Annotated in this window: 21 protein-coding genes and 1 pseudogene; 19 read left to right on the top strand and 3 right to left on the bottom strand. The window is 34.8% G+C overall.

Features of this window, described 5'->3' with window-relative positions:
* Window positions 1–3 precede the first annotated feature (3 nt).
* From JHT90_RS11955 to JHT90_RS11910, 10 genes are all read left to right on the top strand, one after another.
* Window positions 4–462: a recombination protein NinB gene (locus JHT90_RS11955; protein ID WP_201091248.1), complete on the top strand. Its 459-nt coding sequence runs from the start codon at window positions 4–6 to the stop codon at window positions 460–462.
* A 60-nt stretch (window positions 463–522) separates the two neighbouring features.
* Window positions 523–849 carry a Ref family recombination enhancement nuclease gene (locus tag JHT90_RS11950; RefSeq protein ID WP_236253942.1) on the top strand — a complete coding sequence of 109 codons (327 nt, stop codon included), beginning with the start codon at window positions 523–525 and terminating at the stop codon, window positions 847–849.
* 9 nt (window positions 850–858) lie between these two features.
* Entirely contained in the window at window positions 859–1,170 is a 312-nt protein-coding gene (locus JHT90_RS11945) for a hypothetical protein (RefSeq protein WP_201091243.1), read from the top strand.
* 363 nt (window positions 1,171–1,533) lie between these two features.
* Window positions 1,534–1,716: a hypothetical protein gene (locus JHT90_RS11940; RefSeq protein ID WP_201091242.1), complete on the top strand. Its 183-nt coding sequence runs from the start codon at window positions 1,534–1,536 to the stop codon at window positions 1,714–1,716.
* A gap of 80 nt (window positions 1,717–1,796) precedes the next feature.
* A complete protein-coding gene (locus JHT90_RS11935; RefSeq protein WP_201091241.1) occupies window positions 1,797–2,420 on the top strand; it encodes a hypothetical protein in 624 nt (207 codons plus the stop codon).
* A gap of 251 nt (window positions 2,421–2,671) precedes the next feature.
* Window positions 2,672–2,860 carry a hypothetical protein gene (locus JHT90_RS11930; protein WP_201091240.1) on the top strand — a complete coding sequence of 63 codons (189 nt, stop codon included), beginning with the start codon at window positions 2,672–2,674 and terminating at the stop codon, window positions 2,858–2,860.
* Window positions 2,861–3,043: 183 nt separating this feature from the next.
* Window positions 3,044–3,535 carry a DUF2726 domain-containing protein gene (locus tag JHT90_RS11925; protein ID WP_201091239.1) on the top strand — a complete coding sequence of 164 codons (492 nt, stop codon included), beginning with the start codon at window positions 3,044–3,046 and terminating at the stop codon, window positions 3,533–3,535.
* A gap of 281 nt (window positions 3,536–3,816) precedes the next feature.
* Complete coding sequence (locus tag JHT90_RS11920) at window positions 3,817–4,191, top strand: hypothetical protein (RefSeq protein ID WP_201091236.1); 375 nt, start codon at window positions 3,817–3,819, stop codon at window positions 4,189–4,191.
* A gap of 26 nt (window positions 4,192–4,217) precedes the next feature.
* Window positions 4,218–5,603: a hypothetical protein gene (locus JHT90_RS11915; RefSeq protein WP_201091234.1), complete on the top strand. Its 1,386-nt coding sequence runs from the start codon at window positions 4,218–4,220 to the stop codon at window positions 5,601–5,603.
* Window positions 5,604–5,742: 139 nt separating this feature from the next.
* Window positions 5,743–13,470, top strand: a complete 7,728-nt coding sequence (locus JHT90_RS11910) for an LPD38 domain-containing protein (RefSeq protein ID WP_201091233.1) — start codon at window positions 5,743–5,745, stop codon at window positions 13,468–13,470.
* Window positions 13,471–13,475: 5 nt separating this feature from the next.
* On the opposite strand, the gene JHT90_RS11905 is transcribed toward JHT90_RS11910, so the two are convergent.
* A complete protein-coding gene (locus tag JHT90_RS11905) occupies window positions 13,476–14,534 on the bottom strand; it encodes an SH3 domain-containing protein (protein ID WP_201091231.1) in 1,059 nt (352 codons plus the stop codon).
* 55 nt (window positions 14,535–14,589) lie between these two features.
* Window positions 14,590–14,664 (bottom strand): YHYH domain-containing protein, encoded by a 75-nt coding sequence (locus tag JHT90_RS15430; protein WP_407926494.1) that lies wholly within the window; start codon window positions 14,662–14,664, stop codon window positions 14,590–14,592.
* 325 nt (window positions 14,665–14,989) lie between these two features.
* On the opposite strand from JHT90_RS15430, the gene JHT90_RS11895 reads away from it, so the two are divergent.
* The 6 genes from JHT90_RS11895 to JHT90_RS11870 all read left to right on the top strand — a co-directional run bounded on the left by JHT90_RS11895 (window position 14,990) and on the right by JHT90_RS11870 (window position 21,630).
* A complete protein-coding gene (locus JHT90_RS11895) occupies window positions 14,990–15,499 on the top strand; it encodes a hypothetical protein (RefSeq protein ID WP_201091227.1) in 510 nt (169 codons plus the stop codon).
* 21 nt (window positions 15,500–15,520) lie between these two features.
* A complete protein-coding gene (locus tag JHT90_RS11890) occupies window positions 15,521–16,246 on the top strand; it encodes a hypothetical protein (protein WP_201091226.1) in 726 nt (241 codons plus the stop codon).
* Between the two features lie 148 nt (window positions 16,247–16,394).
* Window positions 16,395–17,000, top strand: a complete 606-nt coding sequence (locus JHT90_RS11885; protein ID WP_201091225.1) for a hypothetical protein — start codon at window positions 16,395–16,397, stop codon at window positions 16,998–17,000.
* Window positions 16,993–18,543, top strand: coding sequence for a hypothetical protein (locus tag JHT90_RS11880; RefSeq protein WP_201091224.1), 1,551 nt, complete (start codon window positions 16,993–16,995; stop codon window positions 18,541–18,543). Before JHT90_RS11885 ends, JHT90_RS11880 begins: the two co-directional genes overlap by 8 nt.
* Window position 18,544: 1 nt before the next feature.
* Window positions 18,545–20,674 (top strand): portal protein, encoded by a 2,130-nt coding sequence (locus JHT90_RS11875; RefSeq protein WP_201091223.1) that lies wholly within the window; start codon window positions 18,545–18,547, stop codon window positions 20,672–20,674.
* A 23-nt stretch (window positions 20,675–20,697) separates the two neighbouring features.
* Window positions 20,698–21,630: a hypothetical protein gene (locus tag JHT90_RS11870; protein WP_201091222.1), complete on the top strand. Its 933-nt coding sequence runs from the start codon at window positions 20,698–20,700 to the stop codon at window positions 21,628–21,630.
* A 115-nt stretch (window positions 21,631–21,745) separates the two neighbouring features.
* Here the strand turns inward: JHT90_RS11870 and JHT90_RS11865 are convergent, their stop codons facing one another.
* On the bottom strand, window positions 21,746–23,062 hold the full coding sequence (locus JHT90_RS11865) for a hypothetical protein (RefSeq protein WP_201091214.1): 1,317 nt from the start codon (window positions 23,060–23,062) through the stop codon (window positions 21,746–21,748).
* A gap of 556 nt (window positions 23,063–23,618) precedes the next feature.
* Between JHT90_RS11865 and JHT90_RS15365 the strand changes: the two are divergent.
* The 3 genes and pseudogenes from JHT90_RS15365 to JHT90_RS11850 form a co-directional block, all read left to right on the top strand.
* Window positions 23,619–24,185, top strand: a pseudogene (locus JHT90_RS15365) (phage capsid family protein); the annotation flags it as partial.
* The gene (locus JHT90_RS15360; RefSeq protein ID WP_201091211.1) at window positions 24,182–24,562 is read left to right on the top strand and encodes a phage capsid family protein; all 381 of its coding nucleotides are present in this window, start codon (window positions 24,182–24,184) and stop codon (window positions 24,560–24,562) included. The pseudogene JHT90_RS15365 and the gene JHT90_RS15360, both read left to right, overlap by 4 nt.
* Complete coding sequence (locus tag JHT90_RS11850) at window positions 24,562–24,993, top strand: hypothetical protein (RefSeq protein WP_201091209.1); 432 nt, start codon at window positions 24,562–24,564, stop codon at window positions 24,991–24,993. Before JHT90_RS15360 ends, JHT90_RS11850 begins: the two co-directional genes overlap by 1 nt.
* Window position 24,994 lies beyond the last annotated feature (1 nt).

Raw genomic sequence — 24,994 nt, 5'->3', positions numbered from 1 at the left:
ACAATGAATTGTAAAGCAATGGAGAAAAAAGAACTCACCATAAAAAATGAATTTGATAAAAATAGTTTTATTAATTTTTTTATTGCATTGGATTTAACCATACCTAAGAAAATAATCATTGAAGATCAGAAAAATAGTCGAACAGCAGCACAGAATAGGCTTCTGTGGCTTTGGAATAATGAAATACAAAAGTTTATGTTTGATCATTCAGGTATTACAGCTTCAGCCTTTGATTGGCATGAAACAATGGTCGAAAGGTTATGCCCTACAGTTAATAAAGAAATAATACTACCTAATGGAGAAACTGTATCTATCCAAGAGCGTACCAGAACCAGTAAATTTAATACCAAAAAAATGACCGAATATTTAGAAATGCTAGATGCTTACTGCGCTAGTTTTGGGTTGTTACTTCCCCATCCACAAGATTTAATGAATGCTATCTATGGAAAAAGAAATATATGATACAAGGACGCTCAGTAACAGATAGCCAAAAACGCTATTGGAACAATCTTTGTCAATATATTGGCTGTATTGCCTGTATTAAAGAAGGTAGATTGCTCTATTCACCATATCGAAGGGCGTACTAAGAAAAATGCTCACTGGTTAGTTTTACCGCTTTGTGCTGGTCATCATCAAGATAATGGTACAACAATCGCCATTCATCCCTATAAAAAACAATTTGAACAAAAATACGGGAATCAATATCAGCTAATAGTGGATTGTATAACACTATTAAAAAAGAGAGGTGTTGATATTCCTGAAAATATATTAACTCTTTTAGACAGTATAAAAGGGAAGTTTTCAACTGATATTTTAATTTCTCTTAAAGATCAAAAAACATGCAAGTAGGTGTAGTTAATGGCAGCTTTTTGGTGTTCAAAATATGAGCCTGTTGAATACAATGGCATTGTAAAACCAGCTATTGAATGGGCAGATAGAAAAGGGGTATCTTGGGAAACCGTTAAAAAGCGTGTTCAGCGTGGCTCTGGTTGGTGTAAGGCACTCAATCTAAATGAAGATGATCTATTGCCAAAACAATATCAGTTATTCAAATTTAAGCTATCTAAACAAAAAAGAAAAGGTATAAGTATAAAAAAATGCACCTTGTTGTTACTTTCAGCAATTGAGTTTATGGTAGATGCAGCGATGAAATGGTGGATAAGGGAGTAGAGTCATTTATAAAAGAGTTCCTTCTAAATAAAAAGTACAGCTATTGTAAACCAGATTGAAATGTAAAATAGTAAAGGTGTCAGTAGTATTAATATGATTATGATTGGTATCATAGCAAATTTATCTTTAAGAAACGAATAAGCTAAACTACCCAATAATAGATCAATTATAAGTGTTATAAAACCAGCAGCAAAATATATCACTAAATTATTCTCACTAAGAAAAAGGTAATTATCTGCTTTTAAAAAGGATGTAACAAGAGCTACTGAATCCTTATAATCAATGACTATTTTAAATAAAACTTGACAAGGCTATAAAGGGACATAGTTTTATCTATTATTCATTTATATTATAGGTAGGACTATGGCAACTAAACACGGTACAGCTTTTGCCTTTGCACTAGAGGCAGCGCAAAATGCAGAAATTTGTTTAAACGATAAAGATTTAGAGTTTTTTCTGTGTTCAGTAATAGAGGGTGAAAAAGTTTATATAGAATTTGGTGGTAATATTAATAACAATATTATCAATGGACTTGAGAGTTTTTAGCTAAATTAAAAGAAAAAAAGATACTACAGGAATATATAGTTATTCAACAGAAGCAGAAGAGACATTAAAGGAGATCGCCAGTGGCCTTATCTGATGATCCTTTACTACAGAGACGAAATAATCAAGGTCTAACTAGGCAATTATTAAATCAATCAGCTAATCTACCAAAACCTAGTCCAGAGCAATTACAACAATGGAATAATGAAGCTAAAAATTATGCTTATCAAGCAGATGGACTAAGAGGCTCATTCCGAAAATTATTAGGTATGAATCCTTATACAAACAATTATCCTTCCGCTAGTAGGATTGGTACTGAGATAGCATCAATCCCACCTGTTCAGTCATCTTCCACAAGGCAAATATCTGATTTTGAAGCACTGGGTAAAAATGCTGTTAGTCCTATACCAAGAACAGCCTCTTCTTCTGTACAAAATAGTGAGCCTACAAGTGTACAAGGTGTTACTAAACAATTAATAAATGGTGTTCCTACCTATAGTAATGTACCTAATCAAGACGCAAGTGGTCTAGGTATTATTCCTTCTATAAGGCAAAATTCTCCTAGTGTTAGAGATATTTTACAATCAGCAGCAGCTACACAAATTCCTGCTTATAATGCTGGAACACAATCAACTGTTATCGAAGACTCTACAACAGGTGGTTATTATCAACGTAAAAAGCAGATAGAGCCAATAAGAAAACCATAGATCGCCTCAATAACCGAGGTAAGGACAATTGGCAAATCAATAGACAAGCTGCTTTAGATAATAGCCAGTTACAAAATGATTCTTTAAGCAGAAGATTATTAGGGTCTAATATCGAATCAGCAGAACGAGTAGGTGGTTTAGAAAGATTATTAGCAGATTTTAATGCAACACCACAGCAACGGTTAGCAGCCTTACAAACTCGAAACTTATTAGCTAGTGGCGCACAAAAAGCTCAAAGAAATGCAGTCAATGTGGTTACTGATGAAATGCCAGATAGTAGTAAGAAACAAAGAGTCATTGTGACTGATCCAAGTACAGGGCAGGAAGTTAGTAATATTGATTGGGCAAGTGCTAATACAGAAGATTATATTAATGAAATAGCGAAGCGTACAGGTAAATCAAAAGAGGAAATACATAAACAATTAATAAGTGGTACTTAATCACATAATAAAAAGCAATTATTTTTATATTGAGTTTAACTAACTAATACCATGAGTTTTTATGTTTTGTTATACATTAGCATGACGAATAGAATTACAGATAGTTAAAAAATTCATTATAAAGACAATAACAAATAGTAAAAAATATATTTTAGCTGTTTTTGTTGTTTATAGGGAGATTAAATGCTTACCATCTTATCAATAATTATCGCATTAGGTATTGTTTTAGGCTTAAAAGATTTTCTTAGACCACACAATAAAAAATACTCAAGAAAAAATAAGTGGAATCCTCCTGTAAGAGAACAGTCAAATCAGCGTTCTAGTTCTTACCTTGATATTAGTGATCCTCGAGATCAGTTAAAAATAGTCTCTGATGAGAAAATAGCATTTTCTGCTCAAAAAATTATGGGTCGTCAGGAATATAGAGTTTTTAACGTAATTGAAAAAGGAGTAATTAAAGAGTTCAAATATTACAGAGTATTTGCCCAAGTGAGTCTTGGAGAAATTTTATCCAGTGAAACTCGTTATGCATATCGTTGTATAAATACAAAACGTGTCGATATATTAATTATTGATGGTGCTGGTAATCCTATTTTAGCTGTTGAATATCAGGGAGAGGGTCACTATCAGAGCAGTGCTGCACTGAGGGATGCCATAAAAAGAAGCTTTACGTAAAGCAGGAGTTGGATATGTTGAAATTACTCCTGATCATACTAATGATGATATTAAATATATTGTAAGAAGAGCTATTGAAAGCAAAATGACAAATAATAAGGTTATCGAAATACCTGTAGCGGAACAAAGTATTCATGTAGTGAAGTGATCTCAGCAAATACATAATTATAAATCATATCAAGTGATTTTATTGATTAGAAAATATAAAAATAATTGACAACACCCAAAAGGGACATAACTTGCTATTTAAATAAGATTAGCAGGTTTAGTTATGGCAAATTATGATTTATTACCTATTGGGAATCAAAAAGAGAAAACCAACCGTTGAAGAGTTTGCTCAACGATATAATATTGATTTAACACCAACTCAAGAAAATAACTCAAGCATATTAGGCCGTGTTGGTGATGCTGGTTTAGATTTAGCTAAAGGTGTAGTAGGTACAGGTGAAGCTGTAGTCGGACTGGGTAATTTAGCCACAGGAGGTAGAGTAGGGAAATTATTACAAGATTATGTAGGTTATGATCCCAAGCGTACTAAGGAAGTATTGAGTAATAATTACTCTACTGCAAGGCAACAAGCTAATCAAGAAGTAGAAAAAGCAGATGGATTTATTGATACGGCTACGGCTATGTTAAAAATCCTTCTACTCTTGTAGGTACAGTTCTGGAGTCTGCACCCTCCATGTTAGGTGGTGGTGCTTATGCAAGGTTATTAGGTAAAGCAGGGGTATTAGCTAATAATCCTGTTGCTAGAGGTGCAATAGGTGAAGGTTTAGTAGGTGCAGGACAAACAGCAGAACAAATTAGGCAAGAAAATCCAGATAACTTATTAACAGGTAAGCAAAGTTTAGCCTCTGCTGCTTCAGGTTTAACTACAGGTTTAATAGGTTATGGTGGTGGTCGATTAGCACAAAAAATAGGTATTTTAGATCCACAAACGTTATTAGCAGGTGGTAGTCAGTTACCCAAAGGACTAAGCCAAAAGACCTTTAGTAATATTATTAAAGGTGCTATCTCCGAAGGTGCATTTCAAGAACTACCTCAATCAGCTACGGAACAAATGTGGCAAAATTATGCTCAAGATAAACCACTATTAGAAAGTGTACCTGAAGCCGCAGCCACAGGTTTATTAGCAGGTGGTTTTATGGGGGCAGGTGCAAACTTAGCGCATAGTAGACACAGTAGACCAGAACAACAATCACCTACTACCAGTAAAGAACTATTAAAGTTAGGCTATGATGCAACACCAAAACTAGGCTATGAAGGATTACAACCTGCACCAGATATTATTTATCAGGGTACAGACTATCAACCACCACCTCCAGCACAGATAGGTTTTGATAACCCTAATAATCCACAGTCAGCTAATTTTAATCCTAACTTATCTAATCAGTATGATCCTGTGATTGAAGGTTTAAATAAACAAGCTGATTTCTACGGTATGCCAGAACCTAGTAAACCTAGTGGTACAATTACCAAAGCTTTATGGGCTGGTGGACTTGGACAACAACAAAATTTGCAATCTCCCGTAGTAGATAATGTAACCAACCAATATCCTACTACTCCAACGAGTGAAATTAACCAATTACTGCCTTCTACTAATCAAGTTACTTCACAACTAGATCAACATGTTAATCTTCCAAAACAGTATGAGCCAAATAGTAAAGCTAAAGAAGTAACTTTAAACCAATTAAAAGATATTGCTCGGCAGTATGACAATATTAGTACAAAACAACTAATGGAATATACAGGAAGTAACTATATTCAAGCGGTTAAAGCGATTAATCAAGTTAATCAAGAGAAAATGGCGCAGCCTAATCAACTGCCTACTAATGATAACTTATTAACTGAAGCAGAACTAAAAAACTACCAAGCTCAATATGACAAAAAGCAAAAACAGCTTAAAAGACGTAAAATCAATCCTGAAAAAGATACTCTTACCGATGCTATTATCAAATTAGGAGGTATTTCACCTGATTATAAATTAGATACTACAGGTGACACCGTAGGTAATAAATCTATAGTAGGTGTTGGCTATCTCTGGAGTAATAAAAGGGTACTAGTATAGATGATGTTGCCAGAAGATTAGCTGATGAAGGTTATATACCACCTAATGAAATAAATAATAATGATGGTGTTAGATGGCTTCAACAAGCAATAGCAGATGAGCTAGCAGGTAGAAAAAACATTATGCCCTTAACTCTGAAATGGCTTATTTACAGCAGTATGAGCAAGACCTATTAAATAAGCTAGAACAAGATAATGCGCTACGAGAAGAAGAATATAGTATCATACGTGAACAGTATGGCGTAGAAGCTGAACAACAGGCACGTTTCTATGATGAAAATGCCAGCAACTACTTTATACAACTAGAGGAACAACTCAATGAACTCCAAAGACAAACAACCATCCTCGAAGGTGAACCAGTCACAGAAGCCGATTCAACCAGAATTAACGACCAGTTACGGCAATACGATCAGCGAGTTAATCAAACTGAAGGAACAACAACTTCAGAAGTTGAAAGAACAACTAGCAACCAACAAGAAATAACTAACTTTAATCTACAGCAACAGACTGAACAATCACTTAGGCAGGAGCTAGAAGCTAGATTAGTTAAAGAGCAAAAATTAGCTAATGAAACAAAACAACAGCAACAAAAACAACAAGCAGATAATGATCTTAATAACTTTAAATTAACTGGATCAGATCGTGATATTGATATTGCTGCTGCTAATGGTCAACAAGGTTTAGAATTAAATAATAAAAATACCACGCTTAAGCAGAAAGTAAATGATTTAGCTAATGATATGTCGAATATATCAGATGATGAACTTACTTATTTGCTTGATGAATTAGCAACAGAGACTAAGGCTGTTGAGACTGATAGGTCATTGAAAGAACGTAGGCAAAGAGTTAAAAAAAATAATACTGCTACTAAAACTAAGCGTACTTTATCAAATGCAGAGAGGGCAGATGTTAGCAATGAACAATCAGTAGACAGAACAGCCTCTAAGATAGCTAAAGATTTTGGATTTAATCTAAAAAGTGCTGGTAAAAATGGTGCTAAAGGATTATTAGAGCTTTTTGGAGGTAAAGGTAGGTTAAATAGTGGTTTATCTTTTGATGAGGAAACTTATACCAAAGCAAAGCCACATTTTATAGCAATGTTTAAGGATTTCCAAGAAGCAGGTAAAAACTTACGTGACTTTTTGAAAGCTATATTAGATAATTTTGGAACTGGAATTAAACCTTATATCTTTAGGTTTGTTCAGGATTTTAGAGAAGGTAAAATTGATGTATCAGATGCCAGCGTATCTATGGAACGAGATAGCGAAAACAGTGGAGTTAGAAACACCACTGTACAAGAAACTATTTCAGATGAACCAACAGGAGCTAGACAAAGCACTGGAGGAACAAGCGAACGAACTGGAGAAAGAGTATCCACAGAGCGAGGACGTAGTAACGATTTATCAAGAACTGATGCCGTTGCTGATGGAAAGGTCAGCGATAGCAGAGTACGTAGCGGAAACACAACAGATCGAGCTACGCAGCCCACTACCAGAAATAGCGAGCAAAGCCGAGTTAGTAGCGATAGCGACATACGACAGGATGTTGAACAAGCAAGAACAAGAGAAATTATTGACCGTAGTCGAACAAGAGAGCCAGAAACCTTATATGACAGGCAATTAGCAGCCAATAAAAATATAACCACAAACTTTGCTGATAAAAATAATATTAAACAAGCCTTACCTGTTCTTTTTGATGCCCAAGTTGACGATGTATACAAAGCTGAAAAACGTTTATTTAAAAATGACAAATTAGGGATTCTTTTTACTAATGGCACAGGAACAGGTAAAACAGGTACAGGATCAGGGGTAATAAGACGTTTTGTTAGTGCTGGTAAAGATAATATTATCGTTGTTGTTCCTAATGACAAAATTGTCCGTGATTGGGTCAAGTTTCTTAAAGGTAAATTAGACGTTGCTGCTAAACAATTAGAGGGCATTACTGATAATGGTAAAAAAGGTGTAGTAGTCACCACCTATGCTAATTTTGGTAGTAATGATGCCCTTAGTAAACGGAATTGGGATTTAGTAGTAGCGGATGAATCTCATTATTTGTCTAGTGATGAACAAGGTACTACCACCACCTACCTAAGAAAATTAAGGTTGCTCACAGGGCATGGTAGAGGTCAATATGCTTTTGCTCGCTCTTATTTTGATGAGGATTATAAAAAATATAGAGATGGTTTAGATCAGATCAAAGCTCAATTAGAGAAAGTAACTAAGAAACAAGAAAAAACTAAAACAGATGAGGCAGTAATAGAAAAGTTATTAGATGATCGTGATGTACTTCATAAGCAGTGGAGTATAAAAGAAAAAGAAGCTGAAGCCATTTATGCAAAAAAACCAAAATCTAAACTAGTGATGCTATCTGCAACACCTTTCGCCTATGTAAAAAATGTTGATTATGCTGAAGGTTATCTTTTTGATTATAGTCCTGTGTCAGAGTCAGAAGCACAAGGTTATAACTCAGGAGATGCTTATGATAGATTCTTTATCCAACATTTTGGTTATCGAATGCGCTACAACAAATTAACTCGACCAGATAGTAATGTTGATGGTGAGTTAATGGAACGGGAATTTAATGAATGGCTAAAAAAAGAAGGGGCATTATCAGGTAGACGTTTAGATATTCCTTACGATTATGACCGAAAATTCTTTCTTACTGAAGATGCAGTGGGTACTAGACTAGATAAGGCTTTTGAAGAAATTAGGGAAGCTCAAGATAAAGATGATACTTTAACTGATTTACCAGCACTTCATAAATTATTTCCTTATCATGAACGTATGTATTTGCTGGAAGCTATTAAAGCTAAACATTCAGTAGATTATATCAAGGAAAGTATTAAGCTAGGACGTAAAGTTGTTGTATTCCATGATTTTAATAAAGGTGGTGCAAGAAACCCCTACCAAGTTATTTTAAGTAATATTAAGGATACCGCACAAAGGGCAAAGATAGCAGCTATTCTAGCTCAACCACACTTAAGAGCAGATTTTTCTGATCTGGTATCACCACTTGAGAGATTTGCAAGGGATTTTGATAATACATTAGTTATCAATGGCAGAATACCAAAAGCTCAACGTGAACGTAATGTTGCTTTATTTAATGATGATAATTCAGGGTATAACCTGATTGTGGTACAGTCTGATGCTGGTCGTGAAGGTATTAGTATGCACGATACTACAGGTAAACATCAGAGAGTTTTAGCCAATCTAGGTTTACCTGTTAGGCCAGTAGCAGCTTCACAGGAAGAGGGGCGCATTTACCGAACAGGACAAGCTTCTAATGTGATTATTCGATACTTCACAACGGGTACAGGATGGGAAGCGAGTGCTTTTACTTGGAAAATTGCAGAACGAGCTGGTACAGCTGAAAACCTTGCTCTTGGACATGAAGCCAGAGCCTTAAAACAATCCTTCTTAGATGCCTATGCCAATGCTTCAGATGTTGAGTTTTTGGATACGGATGGTACGGGTGGTAAAACATTAGATAGAGAGTTAGCAAGGGCAATCAGTGGTTTTGATGCTGCTAAAACCTATTACTATGGACAACAAAAAAACACCAAACGTAGAGATCAACGGGAAGGATTTGATTATTATGCCACGCCTGAACCTGTTGGTTACAAAATGGTGGAATGGGCTGATGTTGGGCGAGGAGATAAAGTATTAGAACCATCAGCAGGGCATGGCGCAATTGCCAGATTTATTCCTGATGGTGTTGAAGCTACTGCGGTAGAGCCTAGTTATAATCTATCGCAAAGAATAGGATTATCTCGAGCTGGTACACATATTATTAATGATCGTTTTGAAAATCATAACCTAGTGAATAAATACGATGCTATTGTAATGAATCCTCCTTACGGATCAGGGGGTAAAACAGCAATGGAGCATTTAGAAAAAGCACTTCGTCATTTAAAACCTAATGGACGTGTAGTTGCTCTAGTACCTACAGGACAATTTGATAAACGTTTTGATGACTTTTTGGAAACTAAAGAAGCGCAAGGTATTAATATTAAAGCTAGGATATTAATGCCTAGTGTTACTTTTGAGAAAGCTGGTACAGGTGTTAGCACACAAATATTAGTGATTGATAAAAATAATGTTGATGAAGGTAGTACCTATTTAGACTTTACGAGTGCTAAAACCATTAATGAATTATTTGATCGGTTAGAACATATTGAATTAAAACCCCGTCAAAAAGAAGCTACAGATGAAATAGAAGTAGAAGATACTGTAAAATTGGATGAAGATGGAAAACCATTATTAGTAGAGCATACCACCAGAAGAGGCAAGGTAATTAAGGGTGTAATTGCCAATATACCGAAAAGTGAAGCCAAGAAAATTGATGAATATACCTTTGCTAAAGATGGCGGCTTTTTCATTCGTGAAGAGTATTTAGACGAAAATAATAATTTTATTATCAGTAATAATGAAAATACTGAAAATAAACCAGTGATTAATCTAGCTAATGATGGTAAGCCTTTAATTGTTGAACATACAACAGCTAGAGGTAAAGTCATCAAAGGTATTATAGCTAATATCAGCAAGGAGCAAGCAAAAGCAATTGATAAATATACTTTCCAGAAAGAGGGTGGCTTCTTTATTCGTGAAGAATATTTAGATGAAAATGGTAACTTACATTTAGATCAACAGTATTCACGAAATAAATTTAACCAGGGGAGTAATGCAGTAACTTTACGATCATTTATTAATAATACTACCAAACATTGGAAAAATATACCTGCTACTACCGTTGTTCAGTCTACAGAAGATTTACCTGAAGCGATCCGTCATAAAATAAACAAAGATAATGCCGATGATGCCAGTGGTATTCAACATAATGGCACAGTCTATTTAATTGCCGATAATATCGAATCGACTCAACATGCATCCTTTGTGGTTGAACATGAGATATTAGGCCATTATGGATTAAGAGGATTATTTGGTAATGCCTTAAATCCAATCTTAAATAATATCTACAATACTAATCCAGCAGTTAAACAACAAGCAGATCAACTGTCAAAACAGTATGGCTATAGTAAATTATTAGCGACTGAAGAAGTGCTTGCTGATATGGCAGCCACAGATGATATTCAAAATATGTCTTTTTGGAATAAATTAGTGGCTGCTTTTAGAAATTTCTCAAGAAAATTAGGTTTACCTATTAATTGGTCTACTAATGATATAGCTTCTTTATTAGGTAATGCGAGACGTTTTGTAGAAAATGGGAGAAAAGTAGCTATTGGCGATAATAATCAACAATATTCACGTCTTAGCCAATTTATTGACAGTGGTCTTAGTTGGCTAGATAACAAAATTGATAGCTCACAACCTTTATCGGATCGTCTTTCACCTGCACAACGTAGCATAATGAAAAACAAGTTTGCTATGTTCCAGCATGAAAGCATTAAAAATAAAATTGAAGGTATGACTGAAAACCTAGGCAAAAAGTTTGTGCAAGGTGTGTTTGACTCCTTTGCACCACTAAAAGAATTGAATGAAACTGCTTATATGCAAGCTCATCTGTCAAAAGGCACAGAGGGAGCAGTAGAAGCTTTATTGCGCTTTGGTAAACCTAAACTTAGCCAAGGTGCATTAGATATAGATTCAGATGGGCGAGGATTATTTGGTATTTTATCAGAACTAAATTCAGGTGAAACCAATGAACTTAACGAATGGTTAAGCTGGATGGCAGCTAATCGAGCAGAACGATTAAAACAACAGGATCGAGAAAACCTATTTACAGATAGTGATATACAAGAGCTTAAAAAATTAAGTGATGGTACTATGACTGATGGTCGAAGCAGGGCAAAGGTATATAATCAAGTTAGAAAACAATTCATGGCCTACAACAAAGCAGTATTGGATATTGCTGAACAATCAGGGCTAATAGATGGTGAAAATCGTAAAACGTGGGAAAGTGGTTTTTACTTACCTTTTTATCGTATTGCTGATGAAGATACTAATTTCAGTATAGGTAATGTTAATAAACTAGTGGGGCAGAAAGCATTTAAAAAACTTAAAGGTGGTACTAAGGCACTGGATGACTTATTAGTCAATATCGTCAGTAATTGGTCACATCTACTTACTGCCTCCATGAAAAATCAAGCTGGTGTTACCTCTCTTAAATCTGCGGTTAATCTAGGTATTGCTGATAAGTTAGATAAAATAGGAGCAGGTGAGTATATCAACCAATCCACCAATGGCTACCGTAAAGGAGGTCAAAATATTGTTTGGGTGATGGAAGGTGGGCAACAAGAATATTACCAAGTCAACGATCCGTTGGTATTTGATGCGCTGAATATGATTAATCACAAAGGTTGGAATAATCCTCTGATTAATATCATGGGTAGCTTTAAAAAAGCTTTAACCGTTGGTGTTACAATCTCACCTACCTTTAGATTAAGAAATTTAATCAGAGATACATTACAGGCTACCGCAGTAGCTAACCTAAAATATAATCCTATCAGTAATGTAATAGATGGTTTTAATGCTTCTAAAATAGGCACTAATACCTTAAATCATCTAATGGCTGGTGGTGGTGCTATTCGCTTTGGCTCTATGAATGATGGCAACCAAGGTTATCAACTACGTAAACTAATGAAAGAACTTAGTATCAAAGAAGGACAGATATTAAATACTCGCTCCAAAGTAGAACATGCTCTATTTGAAGCATGGAATTGGTATAAGGAGGTCGGAGACAGAGCAGAAACTGTTAATCGGGCAGCTATCTATCAGCAAGCCATAGCAGCAGGAAAAAGTCATTTACAAGCAAGCTTTGAAGCACGTGATTTAATGAACTTTACAGCTCATGGCAAATGGGCTTCTATTCGTTTTCTCAGTCAGGTAGTACCTTTTTTTAATGCAAGGCTACAAGGCATGTATAAACTTGGTCGTGCAGCTAAACATGATCCTAAACGTTTTGCTATGGTAACAGGGGCTGTCGCTTTAGCTTCATCTTTACTGTATTTACTACAAAAAGATGACGATGATTATAAACAACTGCCAGACTGGGTACGGGATAACTATTGGTATGTGAAACTAGCAGATAAAGCGTTATATATTCCTAAACCATTTGAAATTGGCGCATTAGGCACAGTAGTTGAACGTGGTTTAGAGTTCGCTTTAGCTAGTAATGATTACACGACCAAAGATTTTGTAGGATCATTGACTACTTTACTGGCTGATCAACTAGCTATGAATCCTATGCCACAGTTAATAAAACCAGCTTTAGAAGCAACTAATAATTATAACTCTTTCCTTGGCTCACCTATTGATAATATGGGGCAACAACGACTTGCAGCTAAAGACCGCTATACAGCAGCCACCAGTGCAGGAGCTATAGCAGCAGGAAAAGTATTAAATATTTCACCACAGCGTATAGAGTACCTTGTACGTGGTTATTTTGGTTGGCTTGGTTTACAGGTGTTAAATATTACTGATCTAGCTGCTAGACCTTTAGTAGATTTACCTAGTAATCCTAATCGAGATTTAAGCAAAGTTAATAATCTGTTTATGGTAGGAGATTTTATTAAAAATTCAAATGTTGGTACAGGTAGTAAGTATTTGACGAGGTTCTATGAGTCACAACAGAAAATAGATCAAGTCTATGCTTCTCTATCAAATGCTCGCAAAAATGGCGAGCTAGAGTATGCCAAAGAGTTAGCGCAGGATAATAGATTAAAATCACGTCAGTTGTATAACAATGCTAAAACTAGAATAGATAAGTATTCACAGCAAATAAATGCAATTAGAGCTAATAAACAATTAACTGCCAGTATGAAAAATGAGCGTGTCGAGATACTACAAAAAAGACGTAATAAGTTGGCTGAGTCTGTAGATAAAATGGCAAGGGCAAGAGGGTATTTGTAATAGCATTAATATCTAAAATAATCTGTATAACGTCTGGAAACCCATCCTTGTACAAACTCACCATTTACCTCAACTTCAACTAGAAGCCAAGAGCGGTGAGTTTTTTTATCTATAACCTCAACAAGTGTTCCTAAAGGCAAAGTTGTAATTACTTCTGATTTTATACTGGGTTTATTCCTAAGGTTAAGAGAATCTGCAATTGTGACACGATATCCTTTTAGAGATAACCAATCAGAACTTTTACTATAAGATCGGACATATGCTTTTGCCTCTGCGGGAGTTGATACATGTTCTAATTCTTTCCTAACTTCAGAAGATTGGGTCATCATGTGTGTAACTAAACAACTGAGAAAAAAAGGCAAAAAGTAATAATGATAAAGATAAGTAAGAATGTTCTTAGTTTTTTCTGAAAGAGTATTAAAATCTGTTGTAGATAACACTTCTTCACGTATTTGGGAATCTATTTCTAAAAAAGATTTATCAATTATCTGTTCGGGACTAATATTTGATAAACAGTCTACTGATGGAAGATTAAATAATGGAGAGTTTTTTAAATTGGTTAATGCTTTGAACGAGGCAAGATTACTTATCTCAGAAAATTGTTTTAGTACCTCAATTTGACTTTTGGCAATTGAGGGTAATTGAAATGTTTTACTAAAATTTTCTAGGTGTTTTACTGCTTCTGGCTGCTGAAAATATAAACCTGATAATTTAGTTGCTTCTACAAACATTTTTAGTGAGCTTATAACTTCTGGTGTTTGTAGTGCAAGAGAAGCAAACTTATTTGATTTTGCGAGGTCGCCAGCTAGTTTTATAGCTGTTGATTCACGCCAAGCGAATGCCAATTTATTGTTTTCTGCTGCCAACTGAGCTAATTTCATAAGTCCAGATTGTCTTGTAGCCAAGGAAGCTAGATTATTAGTAGCGGCCTCATTAAGTTTTTGGATTGAACGCATTGTTTCAGATTCAAAGAAAGGTAAAGATGTAAATTTAGTCAACTCTTGCAATCTTTTAATAGACTCAGGCCAAGGATGGTTTATTGGGTGTTCAAGTTCTTTATCCATATTTAGGTATACCATTTCTTTATTACTGCTGGAGTGTCTTGGAGATAATTATTGATTAATGGCAATGTCTAGTATTTGTTGACTTATCTCTATGACAACCGTTTTTATCAGTACGTCCAGAGTGAGCCATACCTAAATTACTTATTAACAAACTACTTATAAGAATAATAAATATCACTTTTTTCATTGCAGGTCTTTAACTCTAACATTATTTGGCTTTCAATTTAATCAATATATCAAAAGGATTTTATTTTTAATAATGATTTTAAATGCATAGTATTATGAGTTTTTATTGATATATAAAATTAATGATTATTCTTAGTGAATATGAAAGATGAGTTTATTGAGATACTATAAAAAATGACAAAAACAAGAGGGTATTTGTAAAAATTGCTTTTAATATTTACGAGTAAATTGTTATAGTTCGAAATCTAATATGTTTAAAAGGATTTAATATGAACATTAATCAAGAAAAAGTAGAAGATATAGCTTTAGAGTTTTTAAACTGTTTATATAATGGTGAGTTATCAAATGAAAAAGCTATAGAAATATGTAATAATTTCAAAATAGAATATCCAAGTTCAGAACTAATATGTATTCATGAGTATTTGATTGAAAATGAATTCATTCAAGGAGAAATTAATAGGGGAGATTTGAATGTTATTTGTCCTTCCAACTATAAAATTACGAATCAAGGAAGAATTAGAATATTTCCAGATGTCTATGGTCTTGCACATGAAATACTCCTAACATGTTTGCGTCAAAATAATAATATGTTAATAGGGGGAAAAATATGTGAGGAACTCTGTATGAATATATCTTGTAATATTGTTGATATACAACAAGCATATAACTTTTTAGTAGATGATAACTTTGTCAATCCTAATACTTTTGAGCATAAATATATCAGATTGACAGATAGTGGGAAGATATATGCAAAATCGCAGTTTACAGCATTCAAATAATATCAGAAACGAAAATAATTTATGAAAGTGTTATTAGATTTTAATAAAAGTTGGTTTCTATTTATATTAAGAAAAATATACCTTTGGCCAAAAACATGTTGGAGTAAAGCTACTACTACTGGTGAAGCTATTATATCAATAACTTTATACTTTGTCCTAGCTTTAATATTTGTCTATTTTTATACAGGTGGTGAGAGCCATAAACAGGATTTTTTCGCTGGGGTACAAGCAGTAGGAATCATTTTTTCGATAATACTATCTACATTAATTGTAATGTATCAAAATGCACAAGTAGTCATTCAAGCTGAAAAGTTAGATCAAAAACGAAAAAAAGATAATTTAATGAATATATTAAAAATAATTGAACAAAGTAACATTTTGTTTGAACAATATGTAGTGAAACTCCAAAAAATAATATTAATTAATAAAATAGAAGAAAAAAGAGATTATATTGATGATCATGATCTTTATGATGATTTAGCTAACGATAAAAATGTTTTAGAGTTTAACATGGGTTTAATTAGAGAACTGATTAACATTTTATTTTCAACACAGGTAACATCAAGAGTAATTTTTAAATTTATCCGTGAGCTCGAAGACTATTTAGATTATGTAGATATAGAGGAGGAGCTTGAAGTGTTAAGCAAAGAGGATGGTGTAATGCTTGAATTTGTGAAAAACAAATTAAATAGTTTAATGAAAGTAAATGAACAGTGGATAAATTATGAAATTAATAACTTAAAATAACATTAAATTGAATCTAATAAAAACCCCACTTTAGTGGGTTTTTTATTGCCTGAAAATTATAAAAACGGCTTGACAACATTATAAAGGGACATAATTTGAATATTGTTATCAGTGGAATAACTTGGAGAGATAAAGGTGATTATAGGTTATGGCTAAATATAACTGGCAAGCAATAGAAAAAGACTACAGATTAGGGCAATTATCTGTAAGAGCTATAGCAGAAAAGTACAAAATGCCTAATCATAGCGTAATAGTTAGACGTGCTAATAAGTATGGTTGGCTTCGTGATCATTCCAAAGAAATCAATAGTCTTACACAAGTTGGTTTACTAACATTACAAGAAGAAAAAGCACCAAAAAAAGCACCAAAAAGCACCACCCCCACGCGCGAGGATATCGAAGCAGCAGCATTAACCAATATCCAAGTGATTAAACACCACCGTAATGATATTCGCACAGGACGAGAGCTAGTTAATCTATTTATGGGGCAACTCCAAGAAGCAGCTACTAATCGAAATGAAATAGAAGCAGCTATCTTATCTGAAACAGAAGAGGATCAAACCATAGCTAGGCGCAGTGCTATGTTAAAAGCTGTTGCTTTGCCTACTCATGCCAGTACCTTACGTGATTTATCTACTACTCTTAAAAATCTAATCCCTTTAGAACGTCAAGCTTACAATATAACAGATGAAGTAGAAGGCGAGTCCTATGAAGAACGATTAGCACGCTTAGCAAGTGAGGCCAAAGATGTCTAATTGTGCATCTAAAACGGCTGACAGCTATTTTAAGCGCATGATGACAGATGATGCTTATTATTTTGCTAATAATCTTAAGATCATTGATAAAGATGGTGAAATAGTACCTTTCTATATGAATGAAGCACAAAAGATAGTACATGATGCCGTAGAGAGACAATTATCAGAGACAGGCAAAGTAAGAGCTATCTGTGTGAAGGGTAGACAACAAGGCGTAAGTACCTATGTAGGTGCTAGATTTTACAAACGTACCTCTAGTAAATTTCATAAGAAAACCTTTATTCTTACCCATGATCTTGATGCTACTGATAACTTATTCCAGATGGCTAAAAACTACTATGATCTTAGCCATGATGAGTTTAAGCCAAAGATTAAAAGTAGAAATGCTAAAGCTTTATCCTTTTCGGAGCTAAATAGTAGTTATCGAGTTGCTACAGCGCGTAATAAATCAACTGGACGTTCATTTACTGCACAATTTTTTCATGGCTCAGAAGTAGCTTACTGGCCTTTTGGTATCGACATTATGGCAGGTCTAGGGCAAGCCATACCTGATAAAGAAGGTACAGAAATATTTTTAGAATCTACTGCCAATGGTATGAACTTTTTCCATGAGCGTTGGAAATTAGCAGTAGCAGGTAAGTCTGATTATATCCCTATCTTTGTGCCTTGGTATATCCAAGAAGAATATAGGAAACAACCAAGCAAAGATTTAGAGCTAAATGAATATGATCTTGAGTATATGGAAACCTATGGCCTTGATATTCAGCAAATGGCATGGCGAGCTAACAAAATATTCTCAGATTTTAACGGTAGTAAAGACGTATTTAACCAAGAATACCCTGCTACCTGTGATCTAGCCTTCCAAAAAGTAGGCCATCAGCCATTAGTTAATACGTTTGCAGTAACCAGAGCAAGAAAGCAATTAGCAACCAATGTGCAACGCATAGGAGCGCATGTAGTAGGTGTAGATGTGGCTCGCTATGGTGATGATGATACCAGTATTTACCACAGGCAAGGACGTGTAGCTTGGAAAGAAGGATCATATAACGGTTTATCTGTGCCAGAAGTAGCTAGTATCTGTGCCAATCTATTACGCAATGATCCTACCATTCGTATGATGTTTATTGATATTACAGGCGGTTTAGGTGCTGGTGTTTACGATTTATTAGTATTGTGGGGCTTTGGTGATCGTGTAACACCTGTGATATTCAATGCAAAACCTAGCGATCCACGTAAATACTACAATAAACGTGCTGAAATGTGGGGAGAAATGGCTGATTGGATAGTAGACCCTATTACGCCAAGCATTCCAGACATTGACCGTTTACACATGGATTTAACCGCACCTAGTTACTCCTTTACCCACAATGGGCAAATCAAATTAGATTCAAAAGAAAAAATCAAAAAAGAAACAGGTAAATCCCCTGATGATGGTGATGCTCTAGCTTTAACCTTTGCTACACCTATCCAAGCAGATGACAGTTACACACCAGATTGGCAGAAAAACCTTAACAACTCAGATTTAGACTATATGGCTGCATAATATGATAGTAGATGAAGAACCTGATATAAAAGAAGCTGATGATAGTCAACTATGTGCTATGAATTGGCAACGTTATAACTATGGTATGCGTAAAGGACATAGTGATTATTGCCAAGAAGCCAAAGAAAATGAAGCCTTCTATCTCGGTAAGCAGTGGTCAGATGCTGCCCTAGCAGTCATGCAACGCCTTAAAAAACCTGCCTTAACCATTAACCAAATTCTACCGAGGATTAATGCAGCCATTGGCTATCAGATCGCCAATCGAGCAGATATTAGCTATCGTCCTCGTGGTGGTATGGCTAATGATGAACTAGCAGCTACTTTATCCAAGCTAGCAATGCAAATAGCCGACAATATTAATTTTCATTGGAAAGAAACAGAGCTTTTTGCAGATGGTTTAATAATGAAGCGTGGTTACTATGATATAGGTATTAGCTACGATGATACTATTCTTGGTGAAATCTCAATAAATATACTTGATCCACTGGATGTTATACCTGATCCTGATGCTAACGACTATGACCCTGATAACTGGCAAGATGTTATAGTTACTCGTTGGTTTACCATAGATGAAATTGCTAGTACTTATGATATTAACCCATCACAATTAAAAACATTATTAGAGGCACAAGAACCCTCTAACAACTTTGGTGATGGACTAGATGAAGAAGAAACACGTAATAGTTTTGCAGGTAGTTATTCCAACAGTGCCAGATTATGTAGTGATGGCATAAAACGTTATAGAATTATTGATCGTCAATATTGGGTAACTGAAGAAGTAGAAGTATTTATTACACCTACAGGCGACATTAGAATGGCTCATGCTCTCAAAGATGAGCAAAAAAACCACTTAGTAGCAAATGGATATTTTCTGCATAAAATGAAACGTAGGGTAGTAAGAAGAGTGGCTACTACCTCCAATGCAGTGCTATACAACGAAATTTCACCTTACAACCATTTTACCGTAATACCATACTTCCCTATGTTTAGGCGTGGTCTTACCCTTGGCCTAGTCGATAATGCCAAAGACCCACAAAAACTACTCAATAAAACACTAAGTCAATCACTGCATATTGTGAATACTACGGCTAACAGTGGTTTTGTTAGCTGGGAAAATACCCTTGCTAATATGTCCAATGAGCAATTAAGCGAAGTAGGCTCTACCACTGGCATTAATTTAATTTTGAAGAAAGATACTCCATCAGAAAAAGTACCTTTTAAATTACAACCTAATCCTATTCCTTCAGGTATTACCAACTTAACTGATAGAGCAACTGTAGCAATTCATGATGTAACAGGTATCAATGAAGTCATGTTAGGGCAACAAGGACAGGAAATAAGTGGGGTAGCTATCCAGAGTCGCCAATTTGCAGCACAGCAACAACTTGCTTTAGCTTTAGACTCATTATCTCGTACTAGAAATATGGTAGGACGATTATTTATTGAACTAATCCAGACCTTCTATGATTTGCCACGTACTAGACGTATTACCAACACTGATATAGACGGTCAACAAATCAGTGAAGAGATTTATCTTAACTATCCCTTAGATGATGGTCGTGTTTTAAATGATCTTACCATTGGTGAATATGATGTAGTGATCAGTGAACAACCTATGCAGATCACCTTTGATAATAGCCAGTTTAACCAACTAATAGAACTAGCTTCCAAAGTACCACAAGTAGTTAGTCCTGAATTTATCCGTATTTTAATTAGATACAGCAATATTACTGATAAACAAGACATGTTAGATGCACTCACCAAAATGCAAGAACCACAATCTAATCCATTAGATGAAGCAAAACTACAGGAAGTGATGGCTAAGATTGAAAAACTACAAGCTGAAGCCGAAAGAATCAAAGCTGATTCAGTTAATAAAGGTATTGAATCAGTCTATAGCGGTGTACAGGCTGCTAATGTTATAGCTGCTACACCACAAACAGCACCTATAGCTGACCAATTATTAAAATCAGCAGGTTATCAAGATAAAGATCAACCACCTATTGTAGCTGCACCTGAACAACAAATGCCCGAAGCTGAACTAGCTAATCCAACTAATACCAATCCTTTAACACCTGCTAATCCTGATGTGGGGATGATGCAGGGAATTAGAACACCACAAATTGATTAATAACCTAAGAGAGAGTATTTACTATGTCAAATGAAGCAATTAACACTATCAATGATGATTTACCTTATGACCCTGATGCTGATGAAGTTACCAATGAAGAAATAGTAACAGATGAGGCAGAAGCCAATAAAGAAACAGTAGATAAATCAACAGAAGAAATAATTGATGAACAACAAGAAGAGGTCAAGGAAACAACTAATCAACCTCCTAAAACTGTACCTTATCAGCGATTTCAGCAAAAAGTACATGAAGCTAATGAACTTAGCCAAAAGTATCGTGAAATGGAATTAGAGCTTGCTCGTTTGAAAGGAGTTGCTTCTGTTACTGAAAGCAAAAAAGAACCAGAGCCACCAAAAGAGCCAGAAGTAAATATTAAGCAACTGAGACGTGATTACTATGAAGCAATGGCAATGGGTGATGATGATAAAGCACTGGAAATCCAAGAACAAATGGATGCTTACCATGACAAGCTAACTGAAGAGAAAGCACTAAAAATTGCTGAAAAAGTGATTAAAGAAAGGGAAGAGGTTAAGCAACAAGAACAAGCAAAGACTATTCAGGCTGAAAATCAACAATATGCTAATGAGTTTTTAGAAAAGTATGATTATTTAAATGATGAATCAGCTAACTTTGATCCTGATGCCTTTGAAGTATTTAGTGCATTCTTTAAGTCTAGTCTTGAAAGTGGTACTAAAACTTTTAAGGAAAGTTTAGATTATGCAGTAGCTAAAGTAGAGAAGCTAACCAATAGACAAACTACTCAGTCTACGCAGAAAAAACCAACCTTAACCAAGGAACAAGTTGAAGAACAGTTAGCACGTGCTAATAAAGCTACACCACAAATCTCCAAAAAAGGCACATCAGGTAAAGATATAATTGTTGATCCTGCTGATATGACTGAAGAAGAGTATGAAAAGTTTAGAGATAATGGTGGTAGGTTTGATTTTGAAAGTTAATAAGAGGTTAGCTTAATCATGCAAGTCATAGAGATCGTTTTGGTCTAGCGATCTCTAAATTGTGTAGTTATTATCGCTTTTCTTCAACTTAGCTGTAGTAGTCGCGAAGCTGCTCTCAAGTTTGTGTGGGGAAATTTAATGCTTTGTATTTGGCTAGTTGATGTGCGCAATTATCTCTATTCCCTGATGCTTCAGGATGTTTATGTGGTGTTTTTTTGCAAAAAGCAAGATTATTGCTCTTGTATTCATGATCACAATATAAAATAGCAGGGCATTCATAATTTCCATCATAATTAATCTCTATTTTATTTTTTATTGCAAGATATATAGAAACGATAAATGTTAGCCATCCTTTATGATTGTTGTGGTAATTTGACTCACTATCACCTATTACTATTTTATCTGGTTTAGGTGGTAAATTACCAGATTGATCTATAGCATAAATTATGCAACCTCCAAAAGACTCAATAAGTAATTTTATTTCTTCTTTAAAATTATTTTCATCTATACGCTCTAAAAAATCTAGCTCTACAAAAGGGGTAACTTTCCGCTTATTAAGATTGTTATTTATGGAGTTATTGAATGTTTTAACAACATCACCTAAACAGGGGTCAGGAAGAGGAAATCCAATTTCTAATATATTTTTCGTATCTTCTATCCACGTTACATTACCTTCAATAAGTTCTTTAGTATGTTTTTCACAAAGCCCTCTAATTTGTTCATCAGTAAACTGATCATTACCATAAAGGTTCACTAAATAAACAAAACATTGATGAGGTGAAGAATGTTGTAATGCTGTGAGCATAAAAACAATCAAACGATAATCGCTACATTCTGGATGGATTTTTTTAGCTATACTCTCGCCTATTTTATAAGGGATTGAATCTGATTCAAACTCAGGAGTAATATCTAATTTTATGCGTGTACAAAAAAATCGTTCTAGGGCATCAGCACAACTTTCATAAAACTCTTCAATACCAAAATTTAACTCGAATTTCGAGTCGTTGAAACAATAATTTATTTTAATTGGATTATTTGTAAACTTTTGTTCTGCTATTTCTTGGACGCCACCTATTGAGGTTATTTTTAGTAAACCATTTTTTTGTGGCTTGTCATTATTATAGTATTGATAGTATTTTAATATTTTTATTGCTTCGTTTCGATGGGTATGGCTTTCTTTATCATTAGGATCGTATATGATATTTCTTGTATTATGCCAAATAGATACCATAGCATTGAATTGCTGAAAACCAACAATTGATGATGTATTTTGCAATTGATGTATAAATTCATGAAATAAAGTTGCACAATCACGTTTGTTAAATGAATCTATTCCCAAGCCTCTTTCAGAAGGTTCTCTATATGTTTTATTTATTTTTATTCTCAAAGAGTAAGGATCGTAAGAACCAAGCGTCTGATATAAATCATCCATAATATTTATTCCTTTATTAAGTTGTAATTTATATATGATAGCTTTGTTTATCTTAGTTATTTTGACTTAAATAAAAAGTATCTTTTATTTATTTTATAATTTTAGAGTATTTTAAAAATATATGAAAAAACTTGACAAACCTTAAAAAGGACATAACTTAATTCACATGGATAGAGGAAGTTTACTATATTTATTCCTATTCGATAGTCTAAAACTTATCCTCTATCCATAATCCTCGCTTTATTAATTTAAAGCTCGTTCACTAAGAATAGTGTTCTTCGTCTGCTGGACGTAAAACAGGTATGCGCCGACAGCATTTAAAGGTCGTTTCTTCGTCAATGGACGTTAAATCAAAGACATTGAAACTAAATTTAAATATTGGAGATTTTATTATGGCGGAAACCTCTTTTGCCGAACAGCAATCCAAGCAAAAAATAGCTTGGTGTAAAGACATCTGGTATGAAGCTAAAAACAATCAGAACTTCCTAAGTTTTTAGGTAAAGGTGCAAAGGCTGTATTTACCTATGTCACTGAACTTACTCAAACTAAGCAAGGTGCAAAAGCTATCTTTCAATTATTAGCTCCTCTCATGAAAGACAGGGTAGCTGGTGATAATCAATTAGTGGGCAATGAAGAAGAAATGACTGCCCATGATCAGGAGATTACCCTAGATCGTTTAAGTCATGCGGTTAAAAACGTAGGTCGTATGGATGACCAGCGAGGTAATATTCAATTTGCCAAAGTAGCTAATCCACAACTCTCTGAATGGTTAGCTGATCGTGTAGATCAACTAGCATTTTTAACCTTGTTAGGCATTAGCTATGACTACAACCTAGATGGTTCTAAACGTAATGATCCTACCTTCCAACAACTAGCCTTTGCTAAAGATGTCAAAGCACCTTCTGAAAACCGTTATCGTGTTTGGTCAGGTGGCAAACTTGTAAAAGCGGGGAATAACGTACTAACTGCAACTGATACGCCTAACCATAAAATGCTTACCGACATGATTACAATGGCTAAGCGTCACAATATCAAGCCATTAATTGTCAGTGGTAAAAAGCACTACATCATCTTTATGGATGCTACTGCTATTGGGGAACTAAAAAAGACCCTGATTTTATGAAGTCTATTATCAATGCCTCTGAACGTGGCAAAAATAACCCTTGGTTTACGGGTGCTATCGTTACCCATGATGGTGCAGTAATTCACGAAACCGAACGAGTCTTTAATACTTTACATGCTCCAGCAGGTGAGAAATGGGGCGCAGATGGTAAAGTCAACGGTGTGCGTATAGGTTTAGCTGGTTGTCAGGCGGTAGCCTTTGCCCGTATTGGTGATGGTACTTGGGATACTGAGAAATTTAACTATGGTAACCAAATAGGTGTAGCACATGGTCGTATTATTGGCTTCCTAAAACCAACATTCCCCTCTAGCTACTCAGGCACGGTAGAAGACTTTGGTGTGCTTACTGTTGATTGTGCAATACTAGGAGATGACTAATGAACAGACAACCAAGTAACAAGCCAGATAAGGCATTTATCACTAAACATTCACGTCATCAATACAGTGGTAGCACCGTTATTGAATTATACCCTAGTGATTTTTCAGTACGTACGGAACGTTATGCTTTAGCTCTTCATCCCGACACCATTATTACAGGTGGGTATTTTATTGTAGAAGAAGCATTTGATAGTGGCACTATCAAGATTGGTGATGATGAAACGGCTGATTGTTATCTAGCAGGTACGCCACTTAATACAGAAACTGTTAAGCCATTATTAGTGACAGGCAAAGTAACCAATGTATTAAACAAAATTAAATTAACCCTTGATGCTGTCATTACGGATGAAGTAGGTAAGGCGATTTTAATTGTAGACCACGTTGGTGTAGATAAATCCAACTGGATTATTAATAACGTTAGTAAGGATTAAA

The organism is Entomomonas asaccharolytica (assembly GCF_016653615.1).
GTDB lineage: Bacteria > Pseudomonadota > Gammaproteobacteria > Pseudomonadales > Pseudomonadaceae > Entomomonas > Entomomonas asaccharolytica.
Note: the sequence above shows the minus strand (reverse complement) of the source record. Positions and strands in the feature narration are given on the sequence as shown.